The 23,074-nt window shown below is 33.4% G+C and carries 22 protein-coding genes; 12 read left to right on the forward strand and 10 right to left on the reverse strand.

Features of this window, described 5'->3' with window-relative positions:
* Positions 1-5 precede the first annotated feature (5 nt).
* The 4 genes from EPK97_RS09305 to pdxR form a co-directional block, all read right to left on the reverse strand.
* On the reverse strand, positions 6-374 hold the full coding sequence (locus tag EPK97_RS09305) for a VOC family protein (protein ID WP_162036336.1): 369 nt from the start codon (positions 372-374) through the stop codon (positions 6-8).
* A gap of 259 nt (positions 375-633) precedes the next feature.
* Positions 634-1,494, reverse strand: a complete 861-nt coding sequence (locus tag EPK97_RS09310; protein WP_162036337.1) for a DegV family protein — start codon at positions 1,492-1,494, stop codon at positions 634-636.
* Between the two features lie 114 nt (positions 1,495-1,608).
* Complete coding sequence (locus tag EPK97_RS09315) at positions 1,609-2,472, reverse strand: DegV family protein (protein ID WP_162036338.1); 864 nt, start codon at positions 2,470-2,472, stop codon at positions 1,609-1,611.
* A gap of 249 nt (positions 2,473-2,721) precedes the next feature.
* The gene (pdxR, locus tag EPK97_RS09320) at positions 2,722-4,197 is read right to left on the reverse strand and encodes a MocR-like pyridoxine biosynthesis transcription factor PdxR (protein ID WP_162036339.1); all 1,476 of its coding nucleotides are present in this window, start codon (positions 4,195-4,197) and stop codon (positions 2,722-2,724) included.
* A 128-nt stretch (positions 4,198-4,325) separates the two neighbouring features.
* On the opposite strand from pdxR, the gene EPK97_RS09325 reads away from it, so the two are divergent.
* From EPK97_RS09325 to EPK97_RS09370, 10 genes are all read left to right on the forward strand, one after another.
* On the forward strand, positions 4,326-5,261 hold the full coding sequence (locus tag EPK97_RS09325) for a DMT family transporter (RefSeq protein ID WP_162036340.1): 936 nt from the start codon (positions 4,326-4,328) through the stop codon (positions 5,259-5,261).
* Between the two features lie 166 nt (positions 5,262-5,427).
* Positions 5,428-6,291 carry a DMT family transporter gene (locus EPK97_RS09330; protein ID WP_162036341.1) on the forward strand — a complete coding sequence of 288 codons (864 nt, stop codon included), beginning with the start codon at positions 5,428-5,430 and terminating at the stop codon, positions 6,289-6,291.
* Between the two features lie 30 nt (positions 6,292-6,321).
* Positions 6,322-7,248, forward strand: coding sequence for a DMT family transporter (locus tag EPK97_RS09335; protein ID WP_162036342.1), 927 nt, complete (start codon positions 6,322-6,324; stop codon positions 7,246-7,248).
* A gap of 385 nt (positions 7,249-7,633) precedes the next feature.
* The gene (locus EPK97_RS09340; RefSeq protein WP_162036343.1) at positions 7,634-8,389 is read left to right on the forward strand and encodes a hypothetical protein; all 756 of its coding nucleotides are present in this window, start codon (positions 7,634-7,636) and stop codon (positions 8,387-8,389) included.
* Positions 8,390-8,440: 51 nt separating this feature from the next.
* Positions 8,441-9,697, forward strand: a complete 1,257-nt coding sequence (locus EPK97_RS09345; RefSeq protein WP_162036344.1) for an aminotransferase class III-fold pyridoxal phosphate-dependent enzyme — start codon at positions 8,441-8,443, stop codon at positions 9,695-9,697.
* 19 nt (positions 9,698-9,716) lie between these two features.
* On the forward strand, positions 9,717-10,565 hold the full coding sequence (locus EPK97_RS09350) for a transketolase (protein ID WP_162036345.1): 849 nt from the start codon (positions 9,717-9,719) through the stop codon (positions 10,563-10,565).
* A gap of 3 nt (positions 10,566-10,568) precedes the next feature.
* On the forward strand, positions 10,569-11,576 hold the full coding sequence (locus tag EPK97_RS09355) for a transketolase family protein (protein ID WP_162036346.1): 1,008 nt from the start codon (positions 10,569-10,571) through the stop codon (positions 11,574-11,576).
* A 3-nt stretch (positions 11,577-11,579) separates the two neighbouring features.
* The gene (locus EPK97_RS09360) at positions 11,580-12,365 is read left to right on the forward strand and encodes a hypothetical protein (RefSeq protein WP_162036347.1); all 786 of its coding nucleotides are present in this window, start codon (positions 11,580-11,582) and stop codon (positions 12,363-12,365) included.
* Between the two features lie 65 nt (positions 12,366-12,430).
* Positions 12,431-12,970, forward strand: a complete 540-nt coding sequence (locus tag EPK97_RS09365) for a VOC family protein (protein WP_162036348.1) — start codon at positions 12,431-12,433, stop codon at positions 12,968-12,970.
* Positions 12,971-13,034: 64 nt separating this feature from the next.
* A complete protein-coding gene (locus EPK97_RS09370) occupies positions 13,035-13,712 on the forward strand; it encodes a TetR/AcrR family transcriptional regulator (RefSeq protein WP_162036349.1) in 678 nt (225 codons plus the stop codon).
* A gap of 128 nt (positions 13,713-13,840) precedes the next feature.
* Here EPK97_RS09370 and EPK97_RS09375 read toward each other — a convergent pair whose 3' ends face one another.
* The 3 genes from EPK97_RS09375 to EPK97_RS09380 form a co-directional block, all read right to left on the reverse strand.
* Entirely contained in the window at positions 13,841-14,245 is a 405-nt protein-coding gene (locus tag EPK97_RS09375; RefSeq protein ID WP_162036350.1) for a VOC family protein, read from the reverse strand.
* 305 nt (positions 14,246-14,550) lie between these two features.
* Positions 14,551-14,676 carry a hypothetical protein gene (locus EPK97_RS22185; protein WP_276609481.1) on the reverse strand — a complete coding sequence of 42 codons (126 nt, stop codon included), beginning with the start codon at positions 14,674-14,676 and terminating at the stop codon, positions 14,551-14,553.
* A gap of 20 nt (positions 14,677-14,696) precedes the next feature.
* Positions 14,697-15,938: a helix-turn-helix domain-containing protein gene (locus EPK97_RS09380; protein ID WP_162036351.1), complete on the reverse strand. Its 1,242-nt coding sequence runs from the start codon at positions 15,936-15,938 to the stop codon at positions 14,697-14,699.
* A 188-nt stretch (positions 15,939-16,126) separates the two neighbouring features.
* Between EPK97_RS09380 and EPK97_RS09385 the strand changes: the two genes are divergently transcribed.
* On the forward strand, positions 16,127-17,476 hold the full coding sequence (locus EPK97_RS09385; RefSeq protein ID WP_162036352.1) for a helix-turn-helix transcriptional regulator: 1,350 nt from the start codon (positions 16,127-16,129) through the stop codon (positions 17,474-17,476).
* A 27-nt stretch (positions 17,477-17,503) separates the two neighbouring features.
* Here EPK97_RS09385 and EPK97_RS21785 read toward each other — a convergent pair whose 3' ends face one another.
* A complete protein-coding gene (locus EPK97_RS21785) occupies positions 17,504-18,505 on the reverse strand; it encodes a 3-oxoacyl-[acyl-carrier-protein] synthase III C-terminal domain-containing protein (protein WP_162036353.1) in 1,002 nt (333 codons plus the stop codon).
* A 178-nt stretch (positions 18,506-18,683) separates the two neighbouring features.
* A complete protein-coding gene (locus tag EPK97_RS09395; protein ID WP_338075675.1) occupies positions 18,684-19,328 on the reverse strand; it encodes an oxidoreductase in 645 nt (214 codons plus the stop codon).
* Between the two features lie 189 nt (positions 19,329-19,517).
* On the opposite strand from EPK97_RS09395, the gene EPK97_RS09400 reads away from it, so the two are divergent.
* On the forward strand, positions 19,518-20,582 hold the full coding sequence (locus tag EPK97_RS09400; RefSeq protein WP_162036354.1) for an acyltransferase family protein: 1,065 nt from the start codon (positions 19,518-19,520) through the stop codon (positions 20,580-20,582).
* 141 nt (positions 20,583-20,723) lie between these two features.
* On the opposite strand, the gene EPK97_RS09405 is transcribed toward EPK97_RS09400, so the two are convergent.
* Positions 20,724-22,826 (reverse strand): glycoside hydrolase family 64 protein, encoded by a 2,103-nt coding sequence (locus tag EPK97_RS09405; RefSeq protein ID WP_162036355.1) that lies wholly within the window; start codon positions 22,824-22,826, stop codon positions 20,724-20,726.
* Positions 22,827-23,074: the final 248 nt, after the last annotated feature.

The raw sequence follows: 23,074 nt of genomic DNA on the forward strand, positions 1-23,074 counted from the left end.
CATGTTTAGTTCCTCTCCAGAAACTCTAATCGATTACCAAAAGGATCATTTACAAAAAAACGTTTAACCCCTTCTATCACATCATCTTCTTTCACTTCTAAACCATGTTTGTTCAGATCTTCTCCTAGTTCTAGAACGTGCTTCACTTCAAAAGCAGGGTGTGCTTTTTTAGCAGGTTGAAAGTCTTCTTGAATTCCAATATGAACTTGTTGAATACCACATTGGAACCATACGCCTCCTCTACCTATTAACTTATCTGGTTTTGGTATTTCCTCCATCCCTAGGATAACACTATAAAATTGTCTTGCTTGATCCTCGCTATCTTTTGGTGCAGCTAATTGTACATGGTCAATGTTTAAAAACTTATAATTCATAATAAATCACCCTCCTTTTGTTTCATTAAATGAAACAAAGTTTCATTTTAAACCATTATACCATGTGAATTAATGCGTTGTAAATCTTATTTCAAATGGTTATAACCATTGTTCAATGCCATAAATATACTGAACTTATCAATGAGAAGTGTTAAATGTAACAACTATGATATTGTTACACAAAAAAACACCTTCCAAATTGTCGCTTTCTTTAACGACTTTAGAGGTGTTTTACTAATTTGAGAATAGCTTTAACTATTTACTTCAATTCTTCTTTGGTGTAATAAGCAATTCCAATCGTTCCTGGTCCTACATGTAAACCAGCTACTGGACCGATGGGAGCTAATCCTACGGCTTTATCAATTTTTTCTCCTATTTTATCTGCAATGGATTTGGCTTGTTTTTCACAATGAATATGATGAATAATAACGTCACCTAAACCATGTTCTTTTATATTTTCATAAAACTCATTGACCATTTTTTCAATGGCACGTTTTTTGGTTCTGGCGTTGCTAAAAACGCCGGTTTTACCATCTCTCACTGTAAGAATCGGTTTGATTTGAAGCACGGACCCTATTAAAGCTTTTGCAGTACCTATTCTGCCACCTCTTTTTAAATATTCCAATGTTTCAGGAACAAAAAGAATACGACTTCTTTTTAAATTTCTCTGAACTGCTTCTACGATATCAGAAATCTTTTTTCCTGCTTTTGCTGCTCGAGCTGCTGCTAACGTAGCAAATCCCAACTGCATAATATTCACTCTTGAATCTATTAATTCAATCTTAGCTTCAGGATATTTCTCTAATATAATATTTTTAACCATTAGCGCAGTTTCATAAGTGCCGCTCATTTCTGAAGAAACAAATACACCTACAATCTCATGTCCATTTTTGATGTGATCTTCAAACACTTCATGAAATTCATCTACAGAGGGCTGAGAGGAACTAGGCAAATCATTTCTATTGGCTAATTTCTCATAAAATTTATCTTCATCAATATCTAATTCTCTTTCACATCGACCTTCATCCACAACATTTTGTGATACGACAGAGATATCAAATTGATTCAATAAAAAATCAGGAATATAAGAAGTGCTATCTGTAATAATTTTAACTGTCATTTTTTGTCCACCTTCATATGTGAGTCTTTGCTAGTCCATTTATACCATTGTATTGCAACGTTTGTCTATGGTAAAAATCATGACATTTCACAAAACCATCCTTTATTCATGACCTTATAACAAGAGTTCCTTTTGGGTGTAATAGGCAATTCCAATCGCACCAGGCCCTACATGCGTACCTACAACTGGACCAATAGAACAAATCTGCACCTTTTTCCCAATGATTTCTTTAATTGTATTGGCTAACTCTTTAGCTTCTTCCTCGCACTGGATATGGTGTACGATGACATCACCTAAACCAAATGTTTTTATATTTTCAAAAAATACATCTGTCATTTTCGTAATTGCACGTTTTTTTGTTCTTATTTTATCGATCACATTTGTTTTTCCATCAAATACAGTTAGAATGGGTTTGATTTTAAGAACGGAACTTAACAAGGCTTTGGCTGAACCTATTCTTCCCCCTTTTTTTAAATACTCCAACGTTTCTGGGATAAAAATAAATCGACTTCTTTCAATATTGTCCTTCACCGCTTTAACCACTTCTCTTATGCACTTACCTACAATTGCTTCTTTTGCAGCTGTTAATGCAGCAAAACCTAATTGCATGCTGTTTGACCTAGAATCAATGATTTCTACGCTTGCTTTAGGATACTTTTCCAAGATCATATTGCTTGCTAAAACTGCAGTAGAATAAGTCCCACTCATTTCTGAGGAAATGAATATCGCGACGATATCATGATTTTGTTTCACTAAATTTTCAAAAACAGTGTATAAATCATTCACAGATGGTTGTGAGGAGGTAGGTAGTTCCTTGCTTTTGGATAACTTTTCATAAAAATAGTCTACACTTACATCCAATTCTTTAAATGATTCATCTTGGAACGATACACTTAGTGGCACCACTGTGATATCATACTTTTTTTGCATTTTTTCTGGGATATAGGACGTGCTATCTGTTACAACTCTTATAGCCATGTATTTCTCCACCTTAATTTACTTTTTTTCATTTGACACTAACTTGCTTTGTTCTTATTTTTACTCATTGTAATCTATATTAACCCCAAAATCTCACTCATTTATATATATTCATAAAGACATTTAATATCAGACTTCCATTGGTACCAATATATCATCCTGTTTGTTCTTGTTAAATAGGTCTTTAATCATATGTTTATATATTATCTTTTCTACCAATTGTAATCATATTACTTATTTACTATTTTTTTAAAACAAAGGTGTATCTTCTGTAAAAGGATTTAAACTTTCCATATGATTTTTAACTACTTCTTTAAACAATTTCAGTGATTCTTTATATGTATTTAAGGATAAATTACCATAACTAATTCTAAGATGATTTACCTCCGGTTCGTTTGGATAACACATGGCAGAAGGCAAAAATGAAAGTTCTTGTTTTAAAGCATCGATGAGTAAATGTTCCGTATTCACTTGCGTGGGGAAAGTAATCCACATAACGGGTCCACCACTCGGAACAGTCCATTTTAACCCCTCAATTTGTAAATCATTTAGTGTCTCAATTAACAAGTTTCTCCTCAAAAGCAGTAAAGCGTTCATTTTTTTAAAATGTTGCCCAAAGTTAAAGGATTGAATAAACCGTGCAATAATTCTTTGATTTAATAAGGGTGACCCAAGATCTGAAACACTCTTAGACGCTTTTAATTTGTTTAATATTTTTCCATCTGCTATTATACAGCCCACTCTAAATCCGGGTGAAATAGTTTTACTAAAGCTTTTCAAATAAATGACATGCCCATTTTCATCCATGGATTTCATAGATTTTATAGAACCTTCAAATCTTAATTCACCCCAAGGATCATCTTCCATGATGATGACATTAAAAGCCTGTGCAATGTCAACTAATCTCCTGCGTTTCTTTTCACTTAAAATCGTACCTGTTGGATTTTGGAAGGTTGGGTTTGTATAAATAAACTTAGGTGAAAACTGCTCACACATTTGTAAAAGAATATTTAAATTCATGCCTTCTTCATTTGTCGGAACCGTTTTGATCGTCACACCCCTGGATTTCAAAATATCTATGATGCCAATATAAGTTGGAGCCTCCACAAATACGACATCCCCTTCCCCTAGAAAGGTTTTGGCGATAAGCTCAAGTCCTTGCTGCGCACCACTCGTTATGACAATTTTGTCAGCAGGAACCACTAAACCTTCGTCAACCAAATATTCACTCACGACTTCCCTCAAAATTTGATCCCCAGGTCCGGGACTATATTTTGTGAGGATCATGGGTTCATCTCTAATCACTTTTGTAATCATATCCGTTAATTCGTAAACTGGTAATAGGTCATGAGATAGGTTCGCTAAAGATAGGTTGTATTTATATTCACGGGAAAAAGATTTCATCTCCATCCAGGTCTGTGCTCTTGGCAAAAAATCTTCAATCATGTTTTGCCAGTTGTATGGATTCGTTTCTACTGTTTTTTGTTCACTTCTTCTGACGTAACTGCCCTTTCCTTGTCTTCTTTCTATTAACTGTTTTTTTTCTAACAATTCATACGATTTTTGAACGGTAACTAAGCTAACTTCTAACTGTTCGGCCAGTTTTCTAACTGAAGGGAGTTTTTCACCTTCTATCATCAGTCCTGAGAGGATGCGATCTGAAATGGACTGAAAGATTTGTTCTGGTAGTGAATGGTCCGTTTGTTTGTTTAATGCAATTTTCATTTATTTTCAACCCTCTCCATACATCTGTTATATTATGTGTTTTACTGTTATACACATCATACCTTATTATTACCTCAATGTAGTAAATATTTCTTTTGAAAAATGAACATCATTAGGAGGTAACGTATATGGTTATTTTAAATTATATATTTATTTGTTTTATTTTTGGAACTACATTTTTTGCGATAAAAGTAGGAATAGACGCTGGTGTAGATCCGATTTTTTCTGCATCTTTAAGATTTATTGTTGCAGGATTGATCGTTATTCTTTTTTTCAAAATCCGTAAAGCGAAGTTTCCTTCTATAACAGTAATAAAACAGTTGGTTATCGTTGGGTTTTGTATCACCTTTGGAACCTTTGCCACTTTATATTGGGCGGAACAATATATCCCTTCAGGGTTAGCCGCTATCTTATCCGCATTTGGACCTATTATGGTTTTATTATTAAATAAATATGATGAGAAATCAAAGTTTTCTTCTGTACAGGTTCTGGGACTTGGAGCAAGCTTAGGTGGTGTTATACTCATCGCCTCCCCAGGGGTAAAGGGAGATATGGATTTCTTATGGATTATCGCTTCGATAGCAGTTATTTTAAGTTCGTTATTTTATAGTTTTGGAACAGTTTACTCCAAAAAAACGATGGCTTTGAAATCTGAGTTCTCCCCTTTTTTATTAAATGGCATTCAGATGTTGTTTGGGGGAATCATGTTATTGATTTTTTCTCTATTTATGGAGCAACCAAAATTAACTGCGCTGACGGATATATCGGTTCAATTCTCATTACTTTATCTCGTGATCTTCGGATCCATTATGGGACACGGATTGTATTACTGGTTAGTAGGTAAAACCAATCCTGTATTCCCGAATACATGGTTATATGTTTCTCCGATTATTGCCATGGTACTTGGAACCCTATTCTTGGGGGAAAAAATCCAAACGTTATCCATCATCGGATCATTTATGGTGTTGTTCGGTGTTTTTTTAACAAATCAGAATACATTAGCTGAGTATTATCGGAAGGGTACATTGTTTAAAGTAACCCATAAAAGTGGAGGAAATCTCTGATGAGGAATCTATTCAGAATTAGAATATAATAACTTTCATACTTCGATCATGGTCTAACTATAATCATGATAAGATACCTAAATGATGTTTATTTGCTCAAGTTACATTGTAATTGGGAGGATAGACTTAGACATTTAAATAAATAGGCTGATCGAGGGGAAATCATATGAATCGTTTTGTTTATGGATGTTTAGTTGTATTGGCTACTTCACTTATGGGATCTTCTTTTGCGATAGGAAAAATGGGGTTAACCTATATATCTCCATTTCTTCTTGTTGGATTGCGCTTTACATTGGCTGGTTCTATAATGGTTTTATGGGTGAAAAAAAAGAGGCTTCCTTCATCGATTAGGAATTGGAGTAGAGTATTTACCATTGGACTTTTCCAAACTGCTGCTGTTATGGGCTGTATATTTCTTAGCCTTAGAACAATTACAGCAGGAGAATCCTCCATATTAACTTTTATTAACCCACTTCTTGTCGTGATTTTGGGAACATTATTTCTTAATCTTAAATATCGACTCTACCAATGGATAGGAGTTATGATTGGATGTTTAGGTGTGACTGTTACACTAGGATTCCATTTGCAGTTAAAATCAGGGACATTATTTGGCTTAGGAGCAGGACTTTCTTGGGCTATTGCAACGATTTTGGTTAAAAAATGGGGATTTCGTTTTGATATATGGGCATTAACGGCATATCAAATGTTATTTGGTGGATTATTGCTCTTACTTTTAAGCATAACGATTGAAACTCCCAAGTTCATGCTCAACACGGAATCAATTTTGATCGTATTATACCTTGCCATTATGGGTTCGATTGTGCAATTTGCAACATGGTATTACCTACTTAGTTTAGGTGATCCAGGAAAAATTAGTGCTTTCCTTTTTTTAGCTCCGTTTTTTGGTGTATTATCAGGATGGGCAATACTCGGAGAAATAGTACAATGGTATGTGTATTTGGGAGGTTTGTTTATTTTTATAGGTATATTTTTAGTAAACTGGACTCCTAGTATAAATCCACAAAAGTGAATATATTTATTATAGAAAGTAGGAAAAGAAATGCCCCGCATACTCTTTATTGTACTTATATTACTCAGCCTCATTTGGGGTGGATCTTTTTACTTTATTAAAATATTACTAGAAGACTTTGGTCCATGGTCGATTGCTTTTTTAAGATCTTCCTTCGGTTTAGTTACCATTGTTCTGATTATGCTCATATTACGCAAACCTTTTGAACTTCGAAAAATGCCTTGGGCCCCGCTAACGATTATGGCTTCAATCAATACGGCTATTCCTTGGGCTTTCATTGCATTTAGTGAAACTAGATTATCGAGCAGTATGGCTTCTGTATTAAATGCGACAACACCATTATGGACCATTATCGTTGGTATTATATTTTTTCGTGCAGCTACCAACCGTATGCAATGGTTAGGAATCGGAATTGGTTTAATAGGTATTATTATCCTACTTGATATCAATCCTGTTCATATTATTTCAGTAGATATACTTGGATTTGTTTGTATGATTGCGGCTACCCTTTGTTATGCATTTGGATCTCAACTATCTAAACGATTACTCAAAGGATTATCCATGTATCAGATTACCTTTTGTACTTTGTTCATCGGTGCACTTGGTAGTGGAAGTATTGCTCTATCCGTTGAATCAATATCGATATCCCACTTAGTTTCGTGGACAAATATCTCTGTGTTAATCGGTTTAGGTGTATTTGGTTCAGGTATTGCTTACATTCTCTTTTATTATCTAGTCCAAAAGGGAAGCGCTGAATTTGCGACAATGGTAACTTATCTTGTACCTGGTACTGCCATCATTTGGGGATACACGTTACTTGGTGAAGAGGTTAAATGGAGTTTATTAGTGGGGTTAGTATTCGTGCTAGGCGGTGTATTTTTATCAAGCAGAAAACAACCGAGTATCGCAGTTAATCAAAAAATGAAAAAACAGATACGCAATACGTCAGAAATATGATTAATATGATGATTAAACTATAAATGACTAGCAGTTCCCTTTTTTTTGTTGACAAGTACATACTTGCCACTTAGACTTAGTATCATAAGGTAAATTTAACCATGATTTATTTTTTATAAATTTGGATAATCAACTAAGTAAACACTCGCTATTATAACCTATCAAAGTAAATTCTAATATTGACAATCTACCCTTATCTAATTCACTACTACACTTTATACTTCTTAAATAACAACTACTAAATAAAAATTATTACTTTACCCTTAAAACGTCGTTTAATTTTTAATAAATGGGACATATTACATCCATGTTCTATTTATTATTATTTTTGTATAAAATAGAGTGAGCGCTCGCTCGGTATAAAAATAAGAAAGGAGGAACATTTATGCCCAATGAACTAACAAAGGCAAATATCAATCTTTATGCTGTACTTCGAAATATGGAGGAGTTATGTGAATTAGATCGTACGATGTATGATCTTATACAAAACAGAAATCTTTCTATCCAATTTTCAGCGACAAACGGACCCAAAGCCCTGCTGTCCTTCAAAAGTGGTAAATGTCACTTTACAAGAGGTACTGGAAAAAACAACATTAAACTTTATTTCAAATCCCCCAAACATTTTAATCAATTGATTGAAGGTACTGCTAATCCAATCCCACTAAAAGGTTTTACAAAACTTAGTTTCCTGACAAAAGATTTTACAAAATTAACTGAGAAATTAACCTACTATTTAACACCTACAGACGAACGATTAAAAGATCCTTCATACCTTAAAATCAATACGATACTAACTGCCTATACTGCTTTTTATGCACTTGGTGAAATCGGGAATACGGATGCCATAGGAAAACTCAATGCAAGTAGAATTCCTGATGGTATTATCAATATCTCTGTTTTAAACGGAGGACCCTCTATCCATATCATTGCTTCAAAAGGGCATCTAGAAATCAAAAAAGGGCTTGCCTCATCTCCACGTGCATCTATGACTTTTGCTGATATGGAAACAACCAATTTAGTTTTGAATGGGAAAATAGATACTTATACTTGTATTGCAAGTGAAAAAATCAAAATGAAAGGTTATATTCCTATGCTTGATAACATGAACAAACTACTCAGTCAGGTACCAGCTTTTTTATAATGGTTAGTCATGCAACATTTTTAATGTTGACATTTATGTGGGGGCGGTTTTATGAAACCTTATACATACGAAAACAATCAACAACATTTTAAAAGGGCTTTAAAATTTATTCCAACAGGCATTTATGGACATCTAGGGCCTACAGAAGGCTGTTATATTCCCATCAGCGCATACCCTTTCTTTTGTGATAAAGCAAAAGGTTCTTACTTTTGGGATGTGGATGGAAACAGATTTATAGACTATATGTGCGCATATGGCCCCAATGTTCTTGGTTATAATGACGAAGATGTAGATGCTGCCGCTATGAAGCAATTAGAATTAGGTAACTGTGTCTCAACCCCATCAACGATTATGATAGATTTCGCTGAACTCTTAGTTGATACAGTTGAAATGGCCGATTGGGCATTTTTTGCTAAAAATGGTACTGATGTTACTGGTTTTGCTCTCATGGTTGCCAAAGCGGCTACTGGTAGAAAAAAAACCATTCTAGTAAAAGGTGGTTATCATGGAGTTGCCCCATGGACACAGAAGTTAGGTTATGCTGGCATTGTTGAAGAAGATGTTACCAATAACCTTTACGTGGACTTCAATAACTATGAGCAAGTAGAGAATTTAGTTAAGGAACACCCTGATGAAATTGCCTGTTTTATGGCTACACCTTACCATCACCCAGTATTTGAAGATAGTCAATTACCTGAAAAAGATTATTGGAACAAAATCAGAAAACTCTGTACAGATCATGGTATTGTACTTGCTATTGATGATGTGCGTTGTGGTTTCCGTTTAGATCATAAAGGTTCTGACCATTACTTTGGTTTTAAAGCTGATTTAATGTGTTTTTGCAAAGCTCTTGGAAACGGTTACAATTTTTCTGCATTGTGTGGTATAGATGCCTTAAGGGATGCAGCAGCTTCCATTATGTATACTGGAAGTTACTGGATGTCTGCCATGCCTTTTGCCGCTGGAATAACATGTATTAACAAACTGCAAAAATTGAATGGTGCAAAACTAATGCAAAATATAGGTGAAAAACTTACAACTGGTCTTGTAGATATTGCTAAGGACAATGGTTTTAATCTAAAAATTTCAGGCATCTCATCTATGTGGTATATGAGAATTACTAATGATGATTCCCTAATGCTTCATCAAGAATGGATTTCAGAATGTGTTAGAAGAGGTGTTTTCTTCACCGGGCATCATAACTTATTTATTAATTGTTCCCTTACTGACGAGGACATTAATCTGACCCATGAAATTGCAGATGCAAGTTTTAAAGTTTTAAAAACAAATCACCCCGAGTTGTTTTAAAAAAGGAGTAGGATAGACAATGAATGAACTAGAATTAAAAAAATTAGAAAAAAAAGCTCATGAACTTCGCGCCTTATGCGTAGATACCGTTGTTTGGGCAGGGAGTGGTCATATTGGTGGGGCACTTAGTGCCATGGATATGTTCACACTTCTCTATTATAAATATATGAAGATTGATCCTAGTAATCCTGACTGGGAAGATCGTGATCGTTTTGTTCTTAGTAAAGGACATGTAGGTGTAGGGTTTGCCCCAGTTTTGGCAGACAAAGGTTATTTTGATAAAGAACTTTTAAAGACCTATAATCATACCGGGTCAAGTTTAGGTATGCATCTTGATTCTACAAAAGTCCCTGGTCTCGATGCCTCAACAGGTTCTCTTGGTCACGGTTTATCTATTGCTATTGGAATTGCTCTAGCTGCCAAGATCAATGACAAATCTTATACAACCTACTGTCTACTAGGTGATGGAGAATGTAATGAGGGTTCTGTTTGGGAAGCAGCCATGAGTGCAGCACATTACAATGTAACCAACCTTATCACTTTTGTAGATAGAAATAAATGTATGATGGATGGACCTACTGAAGAAGTTATGAAACTAGAACCTTTTGCAGATAAATGGAAAGCTTTTGGCTTCATTGTCAAAGAGGTAAACGGTCATAGTATGAAAGAATTATCAGAGGCCATTGAATTTGCTCTTGGAGAAAAATCTGCCCCAGTTGTCATTATCGCAAATACAGTCAAAGGCTGTGGTATTGATTTTATGGAAAATAATTATAAATGGCATTATGGAGGGCTTAATTCTGAAAAAATCCAACAAAGTAAAGAAAGTTTAAATAATTACTATAATAAAAGAGTGAAAGGAGTCTAAACTATGGGTGGTTTAACATATACAATGCAAGATACTGTAAGTCTCTCTACTTCAGAAGTATACGGAAATGTCCTCTGTGAATTAGGCGAAAAACATCCTGAAATTGTAGGACTTACTGCCGATCTTGCAAAATCAACTAAAATAGGTTTTTTTCAAGAAAAATTCCCTAACCGTTTCTTTAATGTAGGTATTGCTGAGCAAAATATGTTCTCTATAGCTGCTGGTTTAGCAAAGTCCGGGCTTGTCCCATTTGTGTCTACTTTTGCCATCTTTACATCCATGAGAGCACTTGATCAGGTGCATACTGATATTTGCTACCAAAATCTTAATGTAAAAATGATTGCAACCCATGCTGGCCTTTCTTTTGGGCAAGCAGGTACAACACATCAATGTACAGAGGATTTATCCATTATGCGTGCTATGGCAAACTGTAAGGTTATTGTTCCAGCAGATGGTATGGAAACAGCCAATGCCATTTTAGCGGCCTATGAAACCGATGGACCTATTTATATCCGTATAAACCGTGGGTTTGACCAGAAATTATATGATTCACCTGACTATTCTTTTGAACTTGGTAAAGCTGTTGAACTGAGGGATGGTACAGATTTAACCATTATTGCTTGTGGATCTTGTGTTTATCAAGCAGTGGAAGCAGCCAAGATACTAGATTCCGTGGATGGCATTAAAGCAAGAGTTCTTGATATGCATACCCTAAAACCTATAGATCGTGATGCTATCCTAAAGGCAGTACATGAGACAAGAAGACTAATTACTGTTGAAGATCATAATGTAATTGGTGGCCTTGGAAGTGCTGTTTCTGAAGTTATTGCAGAAAGTGGTAAGGGTTGCGCCTTTATTAAACTTGGAATTCCAGATGAATTCTCCATCATTGGTCTTCATGAAGATTTAATGGCACATTATAAAATAGATACCAATGGTATTTTAGAAAATGTTCGTGAATTAATGGGTAGAGATTTCGAAGAAGATGATGACTGGGAAGATGAGGTATAAGTTATGATCACTAGCGAAGAACTTTATACTAATAAAATATTTTTAAACTCTGTACTTCCTTTAGTTAAAGTCATTATCGAGAGCAGAGAAAATCTATCCAAAAAGTTTAAAGGTAAAAATGGTCGTGTTCAAATCAGTGCCCTAGATTCTGATGGAAAAGTAGGTACCCATTATATTATTAAAGATGGTAGCTTCACTGTTGTAAAAGGGATCATAGAAAACCCAAACATAGAGCTTGAATTTAAAAGCATTCCTGCACTAAATAACTTCTTTGCTGGAAAAAGCAAAAAATTACCAAAGATTAAAGGTTGGTATCATCTTGGACTTCTTATAAGTACACTCTCGGCACTTATGACTATGGCTAAATTATTAGGTGCAATAAAGGCACCTGCAAAAAAAGAGGATAAAGAATTACTTGTTAAACTTCTATTTTATTTACTTTCCTCTGGCATTAGCCAATTAAATAAAACAGGTCATCCTAAAGTTTCAAGTTGGGTTAAAAAAAGTCCAGATCGCGTTTATGCTTGGACTGTGAATGACAAACCTGAACTTTCTGCTTATATAAGAGTTAAAGCAGGTAAATCGAAAGCAGCAAGAGGGGTTTATAGACGTTCAAAACCATTTTTTTCTATGCGATTTGACAATGTAGATTCTGCCCTTGGGATTTTGCTTGAAACAGACGATATGATTGAATCTACAGCTTCTGGCAAACTTATGATGGAAGGCGCTCCAGAATACGGAGCACAATTAGGAGAGTATATGCTCCTTGTTGGTTCTTTCGCAAAATAAACGAAGACCTCCCTCTTTTAAAAAATTAGGAGTCTTCCTTCATCATTATAAAATGAGGTGTTAGAATGAAAATAAAGTCCATTAGTCATGTTGGATTGACTGTATCTAATTTTGAACAAGCAGTAAAATGGTATTCTGATTTTTTCGGTTTCAAACTAATTAGTGAACAAACCTTAGACAAAAAACAGGTTGACAAACTCTACCCCTTATATCATTTACATGATACCACTATACGTCTTGGTTTTTTAAGAGGACCAAAAAGCGGTATTATTGAGATTTTTGAATTCTCCAATACCTTACCTACAGAACATATTATTTGGAATAAAATAGGGGCTACACATATCACATTAGATGTGAAAAATGTCCATAAGTGGTATCAACACCTAAAATCTAGAGGTATTCATTTCTTTTCAGAACCACAAACCACTGCTGGGACGGACTGGGTATTCTTAAAAGATCCTGACGGTAATCTTATAGAACTTATCGATTTAAAAGCAAATTATACTATTATTCGTCTTGTAGGTAATATCGCCGGCAAAATGATGGCAAAAGGTAAATATAAAAAGTATTACTTGGAGGATGGTCATCAAGACTCCCTTAGCTGATCACCACATTGTCCATATTAGATTTATTTGGTAAAATTGATGAAATTAAACTCTGGAGGTTCCTATGGAACAAAACAAAGTACATGAACAACATCCTAAAATTAAATTTTATAAAACTGCATTCGAAAATACTTCTAATGAAAGAAGGCAGAAATTCTATGATGTTGCCATCACAGAATTTGCTGCAAATGGTTATAATGCTACAAATATTAATGTCATTGCAAAAAAAGCAGGCATCAGTATTGGTTCCCTATATAGCTACTTCGATTCTAAGGAAGATCTATTTCTAACCATTGTTGATAAAGGTTCCCATCTCCTTGAAAAGGCATTAAGTCATATTAATACACATGAGGGGGATATCTTCCAGGTACTAGAGCAACTTCTTAGAGCTTCACGAGACTACGCCATTAATTATCCGCAACTTAACCAAATCTATCTTGATATTACCACTCAAGGACTCTCCAGTCTTTCATACAAGTTATCCTATAAGCTAGAAACTATAACTGCAGATACTTACTTAAAAGTGATTCAAAAAGCAAAGGAAAATAACCTGATTGACCCTAATATAGATGATAGGCTAGTTTCTTTCTGTATTGATAACCTGATCATCATGTTTCAATTCTCTCATACTTCGGATTATTACAAGGAACGCATGAAGATATTTTTAGGGGATGATGGGCTAAAAGATGAAGAACAAATTATTGAAGGCATTTTAAATTTTATGAGAAAAGCAATACTGTAATCATGTTTTTTACATACAAAACAGACTATATTCCCTATAGATAAAGTGATTCAATATCTACATTACGGTTCTGAATATAGTCTGTATTCTTTTACCACGCTTACGATCAATAAAAAACGTGGCAATTCTTAATTATCCATCTTAGTAGTAATTTGCCAACGAACACCAAATGAGTCTTCTAAACGCCCAAACATGGACCCCCAGAACATTTTCTCAAATGGCATGAGGACATTCCCTTCATTAGAGAGATTTTCAAATGCATTTCTTGCTGCTTCTTCTGTTTCAAATTCAAGTGTTAAATCCATTTGGTTCCCACTCTGAACAGGTTCCATCACAGAATCAGCCATAAAAAAGTGAATGCCCGCTACCTGAAAAACAAGGTGCATAACTTTATCTTTTATTTCTTCAGCTGCTGCATTAGGTGCATCAGAATAAGTCTGAACATTAATAATTTCACCTTTTAAGGCATGGACATAAAATTCCGCTTGTTTCCTAGCATCATTTGAAAAAATATACGGGTAAAGCTTAGCCATTGTGCCCTCTCCTCTTTAAATTCTCCAATGCCATGATTAACATGTTTCTCCTAAAACAACTAAAGGTTGTGAATATGTACAATAATTCCAAAAAATGAACATATTCACAACCTAATAGAGAATGATTGCTTCAAATCATTTTTGAAAACGCTTTCCGATTTTCTTTTTACTTTATTTACAAAATTTTAAAAATGGAGTATCTTATTTAGGTTAATAATTTATGATTTAAAAAGTTTTTTTAAATGAATTGATTTAGAGGTAAGTTTATTAGTAGATGAAAAGGATTCTATTCATGAGCCTTCTTCTCAAAGTATGGAAGTATTAGTAACAGATAATATTTCAGGATGTTCTTCTACCCCAATAGCAGCTGTGAATGTTGTCATAATAAAAAAAATAGTTAACACTATGCTTAAAACAATTAACTTTTTCATGATTACACCTCCTTTTCTCTTTAACTTATCGTAATAATTTTTTTATAAAAATCACTAGACTTTTTATATTTTCCACTGTCATAGTAGTATTCTCCTAATTTTGTATAAATCTCAATAAGCATATCTCTAGTATAATTAATTGTAAAATATTCAACTGCCTCATTTTCAAGATATTCTCTTGAATGATTCTGCCTTATATCTTTCATGCTGGCGATTGATCTCAACTTATGTTCCATTAACTTCCATTTATTTTGTATAGCTAATTCCAACCCTTTATTTAACCACTGATTAATTTTATACTGTTCATCTAAATTTATGTATGCTTTTATTATATATACGATTGTATTGCAAAATAATTCAGTATTTTCTGATTTGTATTCTAGCGATTTATAGTAATACTCTAATGCTTTTCGATCATCATTTTTTTCGTAATATAAATATCCAAAGTTGTGATATATACTGCCTAATCGTTTTTTATCATTTAACTTTTCAGCGAATCTTAATGAGCTAATCAAATTTAAGTTTGCGTCCTCAAATTGATTTAATCTAATATAATTAATGATTAAAATACTTCTAGTGTCAATCATACGTTCATAGTCAAAATCACGTTGATAATAGTCCAGTGCTAAATCCGCATAATATATAGCATCATAAATACGAAATAATCTACTATGAGCCAACGACAATGTGTAATACACATTTGGATCTTTTTCAAGTGACTGTATTTTCTTTGAAATTTGATGCGATTTAACTAATAATTCTAATGCACGATTAAGATCATTTCTAAAATAAAAATAAACACCCTTCAAGTGATAAAACATATATTGTTGGTGATCAGACAACAATTTCTCAACATCATTTAGTTCATCAATTAATTTTACACATTGACTCAAATCCTGTTTGTACAAATAATGTCTAATAAGTACTAATTTATACTGAATAATAATAGTTGGATTTGTGATATTAATGATATTCAATTTACATTGATGATATGTTTCCTCTATTTGCTTTACATTTCTACTACGTATTGCTTCATACCATACATTAATTAAATCTAGTGTTTCACTTTCAAATTCCTCATCGTTCATTGTATATTGGATGCCTAACTTTTTAAAAAGTAAAGATATAATTTCTTCACTGGCTTCCGTATTTTGATTTTCAATTTTACTTAGATAAGGAATAGAACATACGCCAGCCGCAAGTTCTTTTTGAGTCATTCCCTTTCTAATTCTATTGTAATATATTCTTTCACCTAATTTCAATGCAAACCCTCCAATTCCAGGGTTGGGAAATATACAGCTTTTTATTAATTTATTATAACACTTCATTTCAAATTTTCCCAATATGATATCTCTGTAGTATATGTTAGGATATGTGGAAATTAGTATTTCACTTTACCTTTTGTGTCTCATCAGTTTGTTGTATCAAAATGAAATAATGAGGTGAGGAAATGGAAATAGGAGAAAAGATTAGGCTAATCCGGAAAAATAAAAAACTTACCCAAGGGGAGTTAGTAGAAGGTATTGCATCTGTAACATACATATGTCGTGTAGAAAACGGAAGGGTAACACCATCACCTTCATTTTTAAAGCAAATTTCAAAAAAGCTAGGGTTATGTATTGAAGATCTAACGAACACATTAGATGATGACAGAAATAAATTAGAACAAATCATCAAAAATAACAAAGATAATGTACAATCACTAAACGAATCAGAATTAATCTATTTACACATGAACGCATTAGAAATGCACGCTCAGAATGACTTGGCTAATATTTATGGAATACTCATTCATTATTATACATTGAACAACAAATTTGCTGAGGCTGAAAAATTAGTTGGACAATCCGTTAAAGTCATCAATAACATTAACATTGACAAAACAAACTATAACCATTTCTTTTACTACAATAAATGCATAGGAAACTACTTTTACGCCAAGCAATCATTTGAAGAGGCAAAATATTACTATTTGTTAGCAGAAAGCTATATTGTAAACGAATCTAGTCTCGAAAGTGGGAACTTGTACTTTAATATTAGCCTTGTGTATCAACAAATTTTTGAGGAAGTTAGTATTAGCTTAATTTACACGAGTAAAGCTTTAGTGATTTACAAGAAACATAAACATGACGAAAACATTATCAAAACGATGATATTACTAGCTCAGCAATACCGAGAACTTAACCGTATAGAAGAGGCACGCTCTCATCTGAAAAAAGCACAAAACTTATTATTGATACAACAGGAATTGAATCATGTTTTATATGCTGAGATCCAATATAACATTGGCAAAGTATATCAAAAAGTTGGCAGTGATCAACATGCTACTCAATATTTTAAAAGTGCTTTAGATATCTCTCAACCATTCATCCAACCTAAAAATCAAAACATGAAATATTATGCTCCTCATCGAATCATATATGCCTATGCATGTAAAAGTTTAGTAGAGGTTTTTTATAAACAAAAAAATTGGAAAAACGCTGACTTTTATTTATCTGCAGCTTTCGATCTGGTGTCCAGTAACCATCTATCACATTTATACATAGAGCTAAGAGCGATGAAAGCAAATATATTAAAATATAGAGAAAATCACATATGTTATGAAAAAGAAATGAAGGAAGCCATTCAATATGCAATTAACAATAAACATTACATACTTACAAAAACACTTGCTACTGAATTAGGAAATTACTACTTTGAAAATAAATATTACAAAAAATCTGTGGATTACTACAGGATAGCTCAAAGTCAAAATCATAGCTTCCTTGATTCATCTGTTGAATTCTCAACAGTTCTTTAACTCCTATTGATTTGAAATAATAATGATTTAAACTTGCAACAAGGTACATACCCAATGCATACCTGATCCTATTCCAATGAGCGCCACATAATCTCCATTCTGCAATTCGCCTGTTTCTATATAATATTTTAATCCAATAAGTTGATCAGAAGCCCCCATATGACTAAATTGAGAAGCCAAATTAGCATTCGTTTGACCTACAGGTATATTAAATTCAATCGCAAAATCATTCATTTCATTTTCATTATCATGTAAATAAATGACTTTTTTAAGATCTGAAAGTTCAATCCCTGCCTTTTGACACGCATACTCAACGACCAATCTATTTCTAATATGAACTAATTTATAAAAATCCATTAATTGCTCATGAACTTCTGAAAAAGGAGAAGGGTGGTTATCTATACTTTTATTCTCTGCGCTAAAGGGGGTAACCGCTACTCTCCACTCGTTACGTAAAAGAGGTGCGTACATTCCGTCAGATGCAGTCTCTGTAGTGATCCATTTACAATGTTTATGATCTCTCTTTATTACTGCAGCTACTGCTCCATCAGAATGTAGATAGGCATTATAAGTAGCACGGTTTTTATGATCATCGCAAAATCGATTTGCAGTCACGATCAGAACATTTTTATACTCTGGGTGTATAGCAAATTTACCTGCAATCGCATCAAATGCCATTAAACCCGAAGTACATGCTTGATTAAATACTTGAACTTCTGCACGACTGGCACCTAATTTATGCTGCAACTCACACGCAGGATCCCAAACCATGTCTCCTGGAACTTCACTTATAGCTAAGGCAATGTAATCAATATCCTCTGCATTCATACCAGAGTTTTTTAATGCTTCTTCCGAAGCTTTATATGCTAAATCTGACTGGCTAACTTCTGGTGGAGCAACATAAAAATATTTGTATCCCCAGCTTTTAATCTTATCGATATTTGTTGTATACTTTGAAATTTCATCCTCTACTTTATATGCTTCTCCTAAAGCTTGACCGAATCCTAATATACCGTAAGCACTAGACACCTTGATCCCCTCCTAAGACATACACCCTATAAGTTATCAAATGCATAAACAATGCACATTGAACCAAATCTATGTACTTATATTTTAAAGGGTAAATCATGTAAAAAAACAGAAGTAAAATTTTCTTTATTTTGAGTGTCTTAAAGTAAGAATTACGAGTGAAATTTTCTGAAATCCATTAAATTTCATCTGATAAGTGAATCAATACACCACTTTTCCTACTTTGTGAAGCATTAAACATTCCTAAAGCTACCGTTTTTGCGTGTATAGCTTTATATTTTTTTAAAGGACCAATGAAAATAAAAAAGAGTGCTTTAAATAAAATTTCTGCTGATTTTTCACCAAATCTAAATTCTTTTCGATCTCCTACTAATAATGAAGGTCTGAAAATATGAAGGGTTTCAAAACCAATTTTTTGCAACTCTTTTTCTAACCTTCCTTTAATACGTGAGTAAAACGTTGAGGAGTTAGAATTTGCCTGCATTGCACTTACGACAAGAAACTGTCTTGCTCCCATCTTTTTAGCTAGCCTTGCTATTTCCAGTGGATACTCCACATCAATTCTAGTCATCTTTTCCTGTGTTTTTGCTTTTTTTATCGTTGTTCCCATACAGCAAAAAACATCATCCACTTTAAAAACTTCCTCATCTTTACTTAGTTGTTCAAAATCAACAATGACTTGTTTAAGTTTTGGATGTTTAATATTAAGCGAATTACGTACAATTGCTGTAACACGATTATATTCATTGCCTTCAATTAAATAGGTAAGTAATTCACTGCCAACCAAACCACTCGCTCCTGCTATAAGTGCTGTTTTTTGCACAATTTCAACTCCTTTTTCCTTAAAAAATTGGACTAATTGATATATAAATCAATCCATACACTTTTATTTACTTAAGTATATCACTCTTTAATTTATGTATTGGCAATAATTGAACCTAGTTTCTTTTGTGTTTTTTTAATATGATAGTTTTATTGTTTTCATACACTAATAAAATCTAAGAGGTTGATTATGATAAAAGAATGGAATTTATTAAGAGTTATCGCTTGTTTAAGTATTGTTTTTTTACACAGCACAACACAAACTGGTAATCTAGCTGGGTATCCTAATAATGAATTCTATGAACTATTACGAATCCTTTTATGTTATGCTACCCCAACATTCATTATCTTATCAGAGATAATTTTGGCTAATCGATATCCTAAACGTTTACCCGATCAATTTTGGCAGAAACGATTGAAGTGGATTTATGTCCCCTTTTTAGTATTTGCGATCATTGATGCCATCATTGTGAAGCAACTATATTCAAATATCGATTTTCAGAAAAAACTATTGGATAATATATTATTGGGAAGTTATGAAGGGTATTTTATATTAATTATTCTTCAATTCTATGTATTACATTCCTTTGTGGTTCGTTTTAACATCCCTATGCGAATTCTCGTTCCCATAAGTTTCATTGTGATGGGATTTCACTTGTATTTATTAAATACAAATATACCGATCATTCAAGAATATAAAACGGAATTAAAATTACCGTTTACTGCTTGGTTTGGTTATTTTACAATTGCTTTTTTAATCGGTAAACATTATAAAATTATCTCCAAAAAATTATTAAAATACAAGTGGATTACAATTTTTGGTGTACTAAGTTCAATGTTTATTGTTTATTTCAGTTACAAATCAGGAATTGTGAGTGTCAATTCAAGAAGATTTGATTTAATTCCATTAACCATTTCCATTAGTTTAGCTGTGATGGCATGGGGTCAACTGATGCCAAACCTCAGAGTCATAAATTTAATAAGCAAATATTCTTTTGGTATTTATTTAGTGCATTGGCAGGTACAGAGGTATATTGCTCCATATACAGTAGAGTGGTTTAATCATACCGTAACTCAAGTTTCGGGACTATTTGTGATTTCATTACTCATTACTATGACCTTGATTTATTTCATCTCACTATTACCTTTTGGAGCTTATATCGTTGGGAATACAAAAAATCATAAAGATAGAAAGAAAAAACAAATTAATTTAACTAGTGCATTGGAATACAAAACAAAACTAAAACACCTTTAGGTGTTCAATTGTGTACTTTCTAAACCACTATTTATTTTGGGGATATGGAGATATCACAAAAATGTTGAAATACTGAAATAAGCTTGTAGGAAAACTAATTTCCTACAAGCTTTTATTTAATTTTCTTTATAAATAAACAAATTACCAACCTACATTAATAAATAACGCATCAGGATCATGATGCTCTAATAAAGTACTATAATTTCTAACATCGTCATAAGCAAATCCATAAGCTAATCCATCAATGCTATAGTCATGCCAGAATTTTGCGTAGAAGTTAGCAGTATCATTTTGATAAAAGAAATTAGAATTCCCCCAATTTGCAGGATCGTACATAATACCTCTATTTAATGCTGCGCATACTTGAGCTTCTACTACTTTTTCATCCGAACTTCCTGTATCCATAGGACCTGAGCACTCGAATACTTCAAGTGTTGTTGGTTTATTTCTAATGAATAAATCATGTGGTCCGCCGTTTTTAGAAAAGACAAAATCATTGCCAACTACATGACCACTGAATGTACCAGCTTCAGCTGTAAATATTAATTCGTTTGTTCTATAGAAATCCCACACTTCATTTACGTAGTTATCAAAATAATTTCCGTAAATTCCATCAGGCTTAAACTCACCTTTACCTGGAGCAACAATTCTGTATGGCTCTTCAACTAAAGTTTGAAATTCTGCTGGCATTTCATTATTAAATGCAGTAAATAATTGATCACGAGTATAGGTCTCACCAACAATTCTGTCATAACCATCAGATGCAACTAATCTAGTTGTGATTGGAAAACTGAATTGGTCAACTCTTGTTGAGTTTCCATGATATCCCCATTGGTCAATGGTAAATTCAATCCACTCAAAATAAATGTCTTGGTTCGGATCTGTTGGATTATTTAAATCTGGTCCAGCGAATCCTACTCTACCATCAGCAGCTATATTTAGTTTAATGTACATTGGACTTCCCATACTAATAAACATTCTTCCAGAATCGATTTCCGGCATAGAAACCCAATCTGTTTCACTCATTTTATTAAAATAATTAGCATAATTCTCACCATTTTTCGTTAAATGACCAGGTGCATCGTTATCACTAACTGAACTAGCAATTAAATTCCCATTAGCATCAACATAACTAAGCTGTCCTGTTGCTTTGTTATACCCATAAATTGCCCAATAAATTTCATCATCTGAATACTGACCGTTTGTTCCATTTTGCAATTGGAAAGTCATCACCCCGTTACCTGTAGGGAAATCAGGGACATCACCAGGATCTGTCGGATCCGTTGGGTCTGGATCAACTGGATCTGTTGGGTCCGTTGGATCTGTTGGGTCCGTTGGGTCCGTTGGGTCTGTTGGTGAAATACCAGTTGATTTTAGAATCATTTCATCAATACGAACGATCTTTGCAGTCCCCACACCTTCAAAACGAATAAATTTAGCGTTTACAAGATTTGCATTAAAATCTGCTAATGGGACTTGTATTGTACTATAGTTTGTTGTCAGATTCCCATAATTAGATAAAGATAGCGAATGATTAGAATCATCATTTAAGACTAAATTAATATATTCCTCTTCTCCACCTGATCCACCTTTTAATACTAACTCTAAAGTATCATAAGCAGAAATATCTCTATTAACGAATTGATCAAAAGATTCAGGAGAACTGCCTCCATTAAAGAAGAAATACAGATTTGTATTCCCTTCTAGATTGTAAGTACCACCGTTTCTTACAATTGCTTGACCTAAGTCATTTTGATTCCCGTTCCATTGTATCCATTCATTGAAATCATCCACTACAAGTGGTGGAGCATCCGGATTGGGTTCGGGGTTAGGTGTCGGTTCTGGTTCCGGAGTTGGTTCTGGTGTTGGTTCTGGTGTCGGTTCTGGCTCAACTACTTCACCATGTGTCCCAGTAAATAAAGATGTATCGTAAGCAGGTATTCCATTATTGTAAGTAAAAGAAAAACTTACAACATCTCCTGCTTGTAAATTGTTCAAGTTATGTGTAAAAGTACTCCCATTTTGATTCATTCTAACATTTTGTTGTCCACCTGAATTTACTTTGTAATGAACATCAACCCAGCTTGTATTCACATTAGATGTAAAAGAGATTTGTGATGAACTTGCACTTAATGTTTTTAATTCAGCTATATAATCATCTGCAGCAGACACGACATTGCCAGAAACTAATGATGACAATACTAACGACAACATCATTGTTATCGTTACCATTTTCTTTAACATATTTTCTCCTCCAAGTCATTCTTTAATAATGTTTAACATAATAAAAATGATTTTTTTATTATTTTTTAAAGGATTTTTTTTATTTTTGTTGAATTAATAAATTACAGATAATAATTTCAAAGCATATTTGTAAAGTGATTAATTATTGCAAAAACATAAAAATTTCCAATTCATACATAAAATTATAATTATTAAACAGGTACTATACATTATCTTCATAACTTCATAAACTAGCATTAAATCATTTA

Source organism: Chengkuizengella sediminis (genome assembly GCF_010078385.1).
Taxonomy (GTDB): Bacteria; Bacillota; Bacilli; order Paenibacillales; family KCTC-33759; genus Chengkuizengella; species Chengkuizengella sediminis.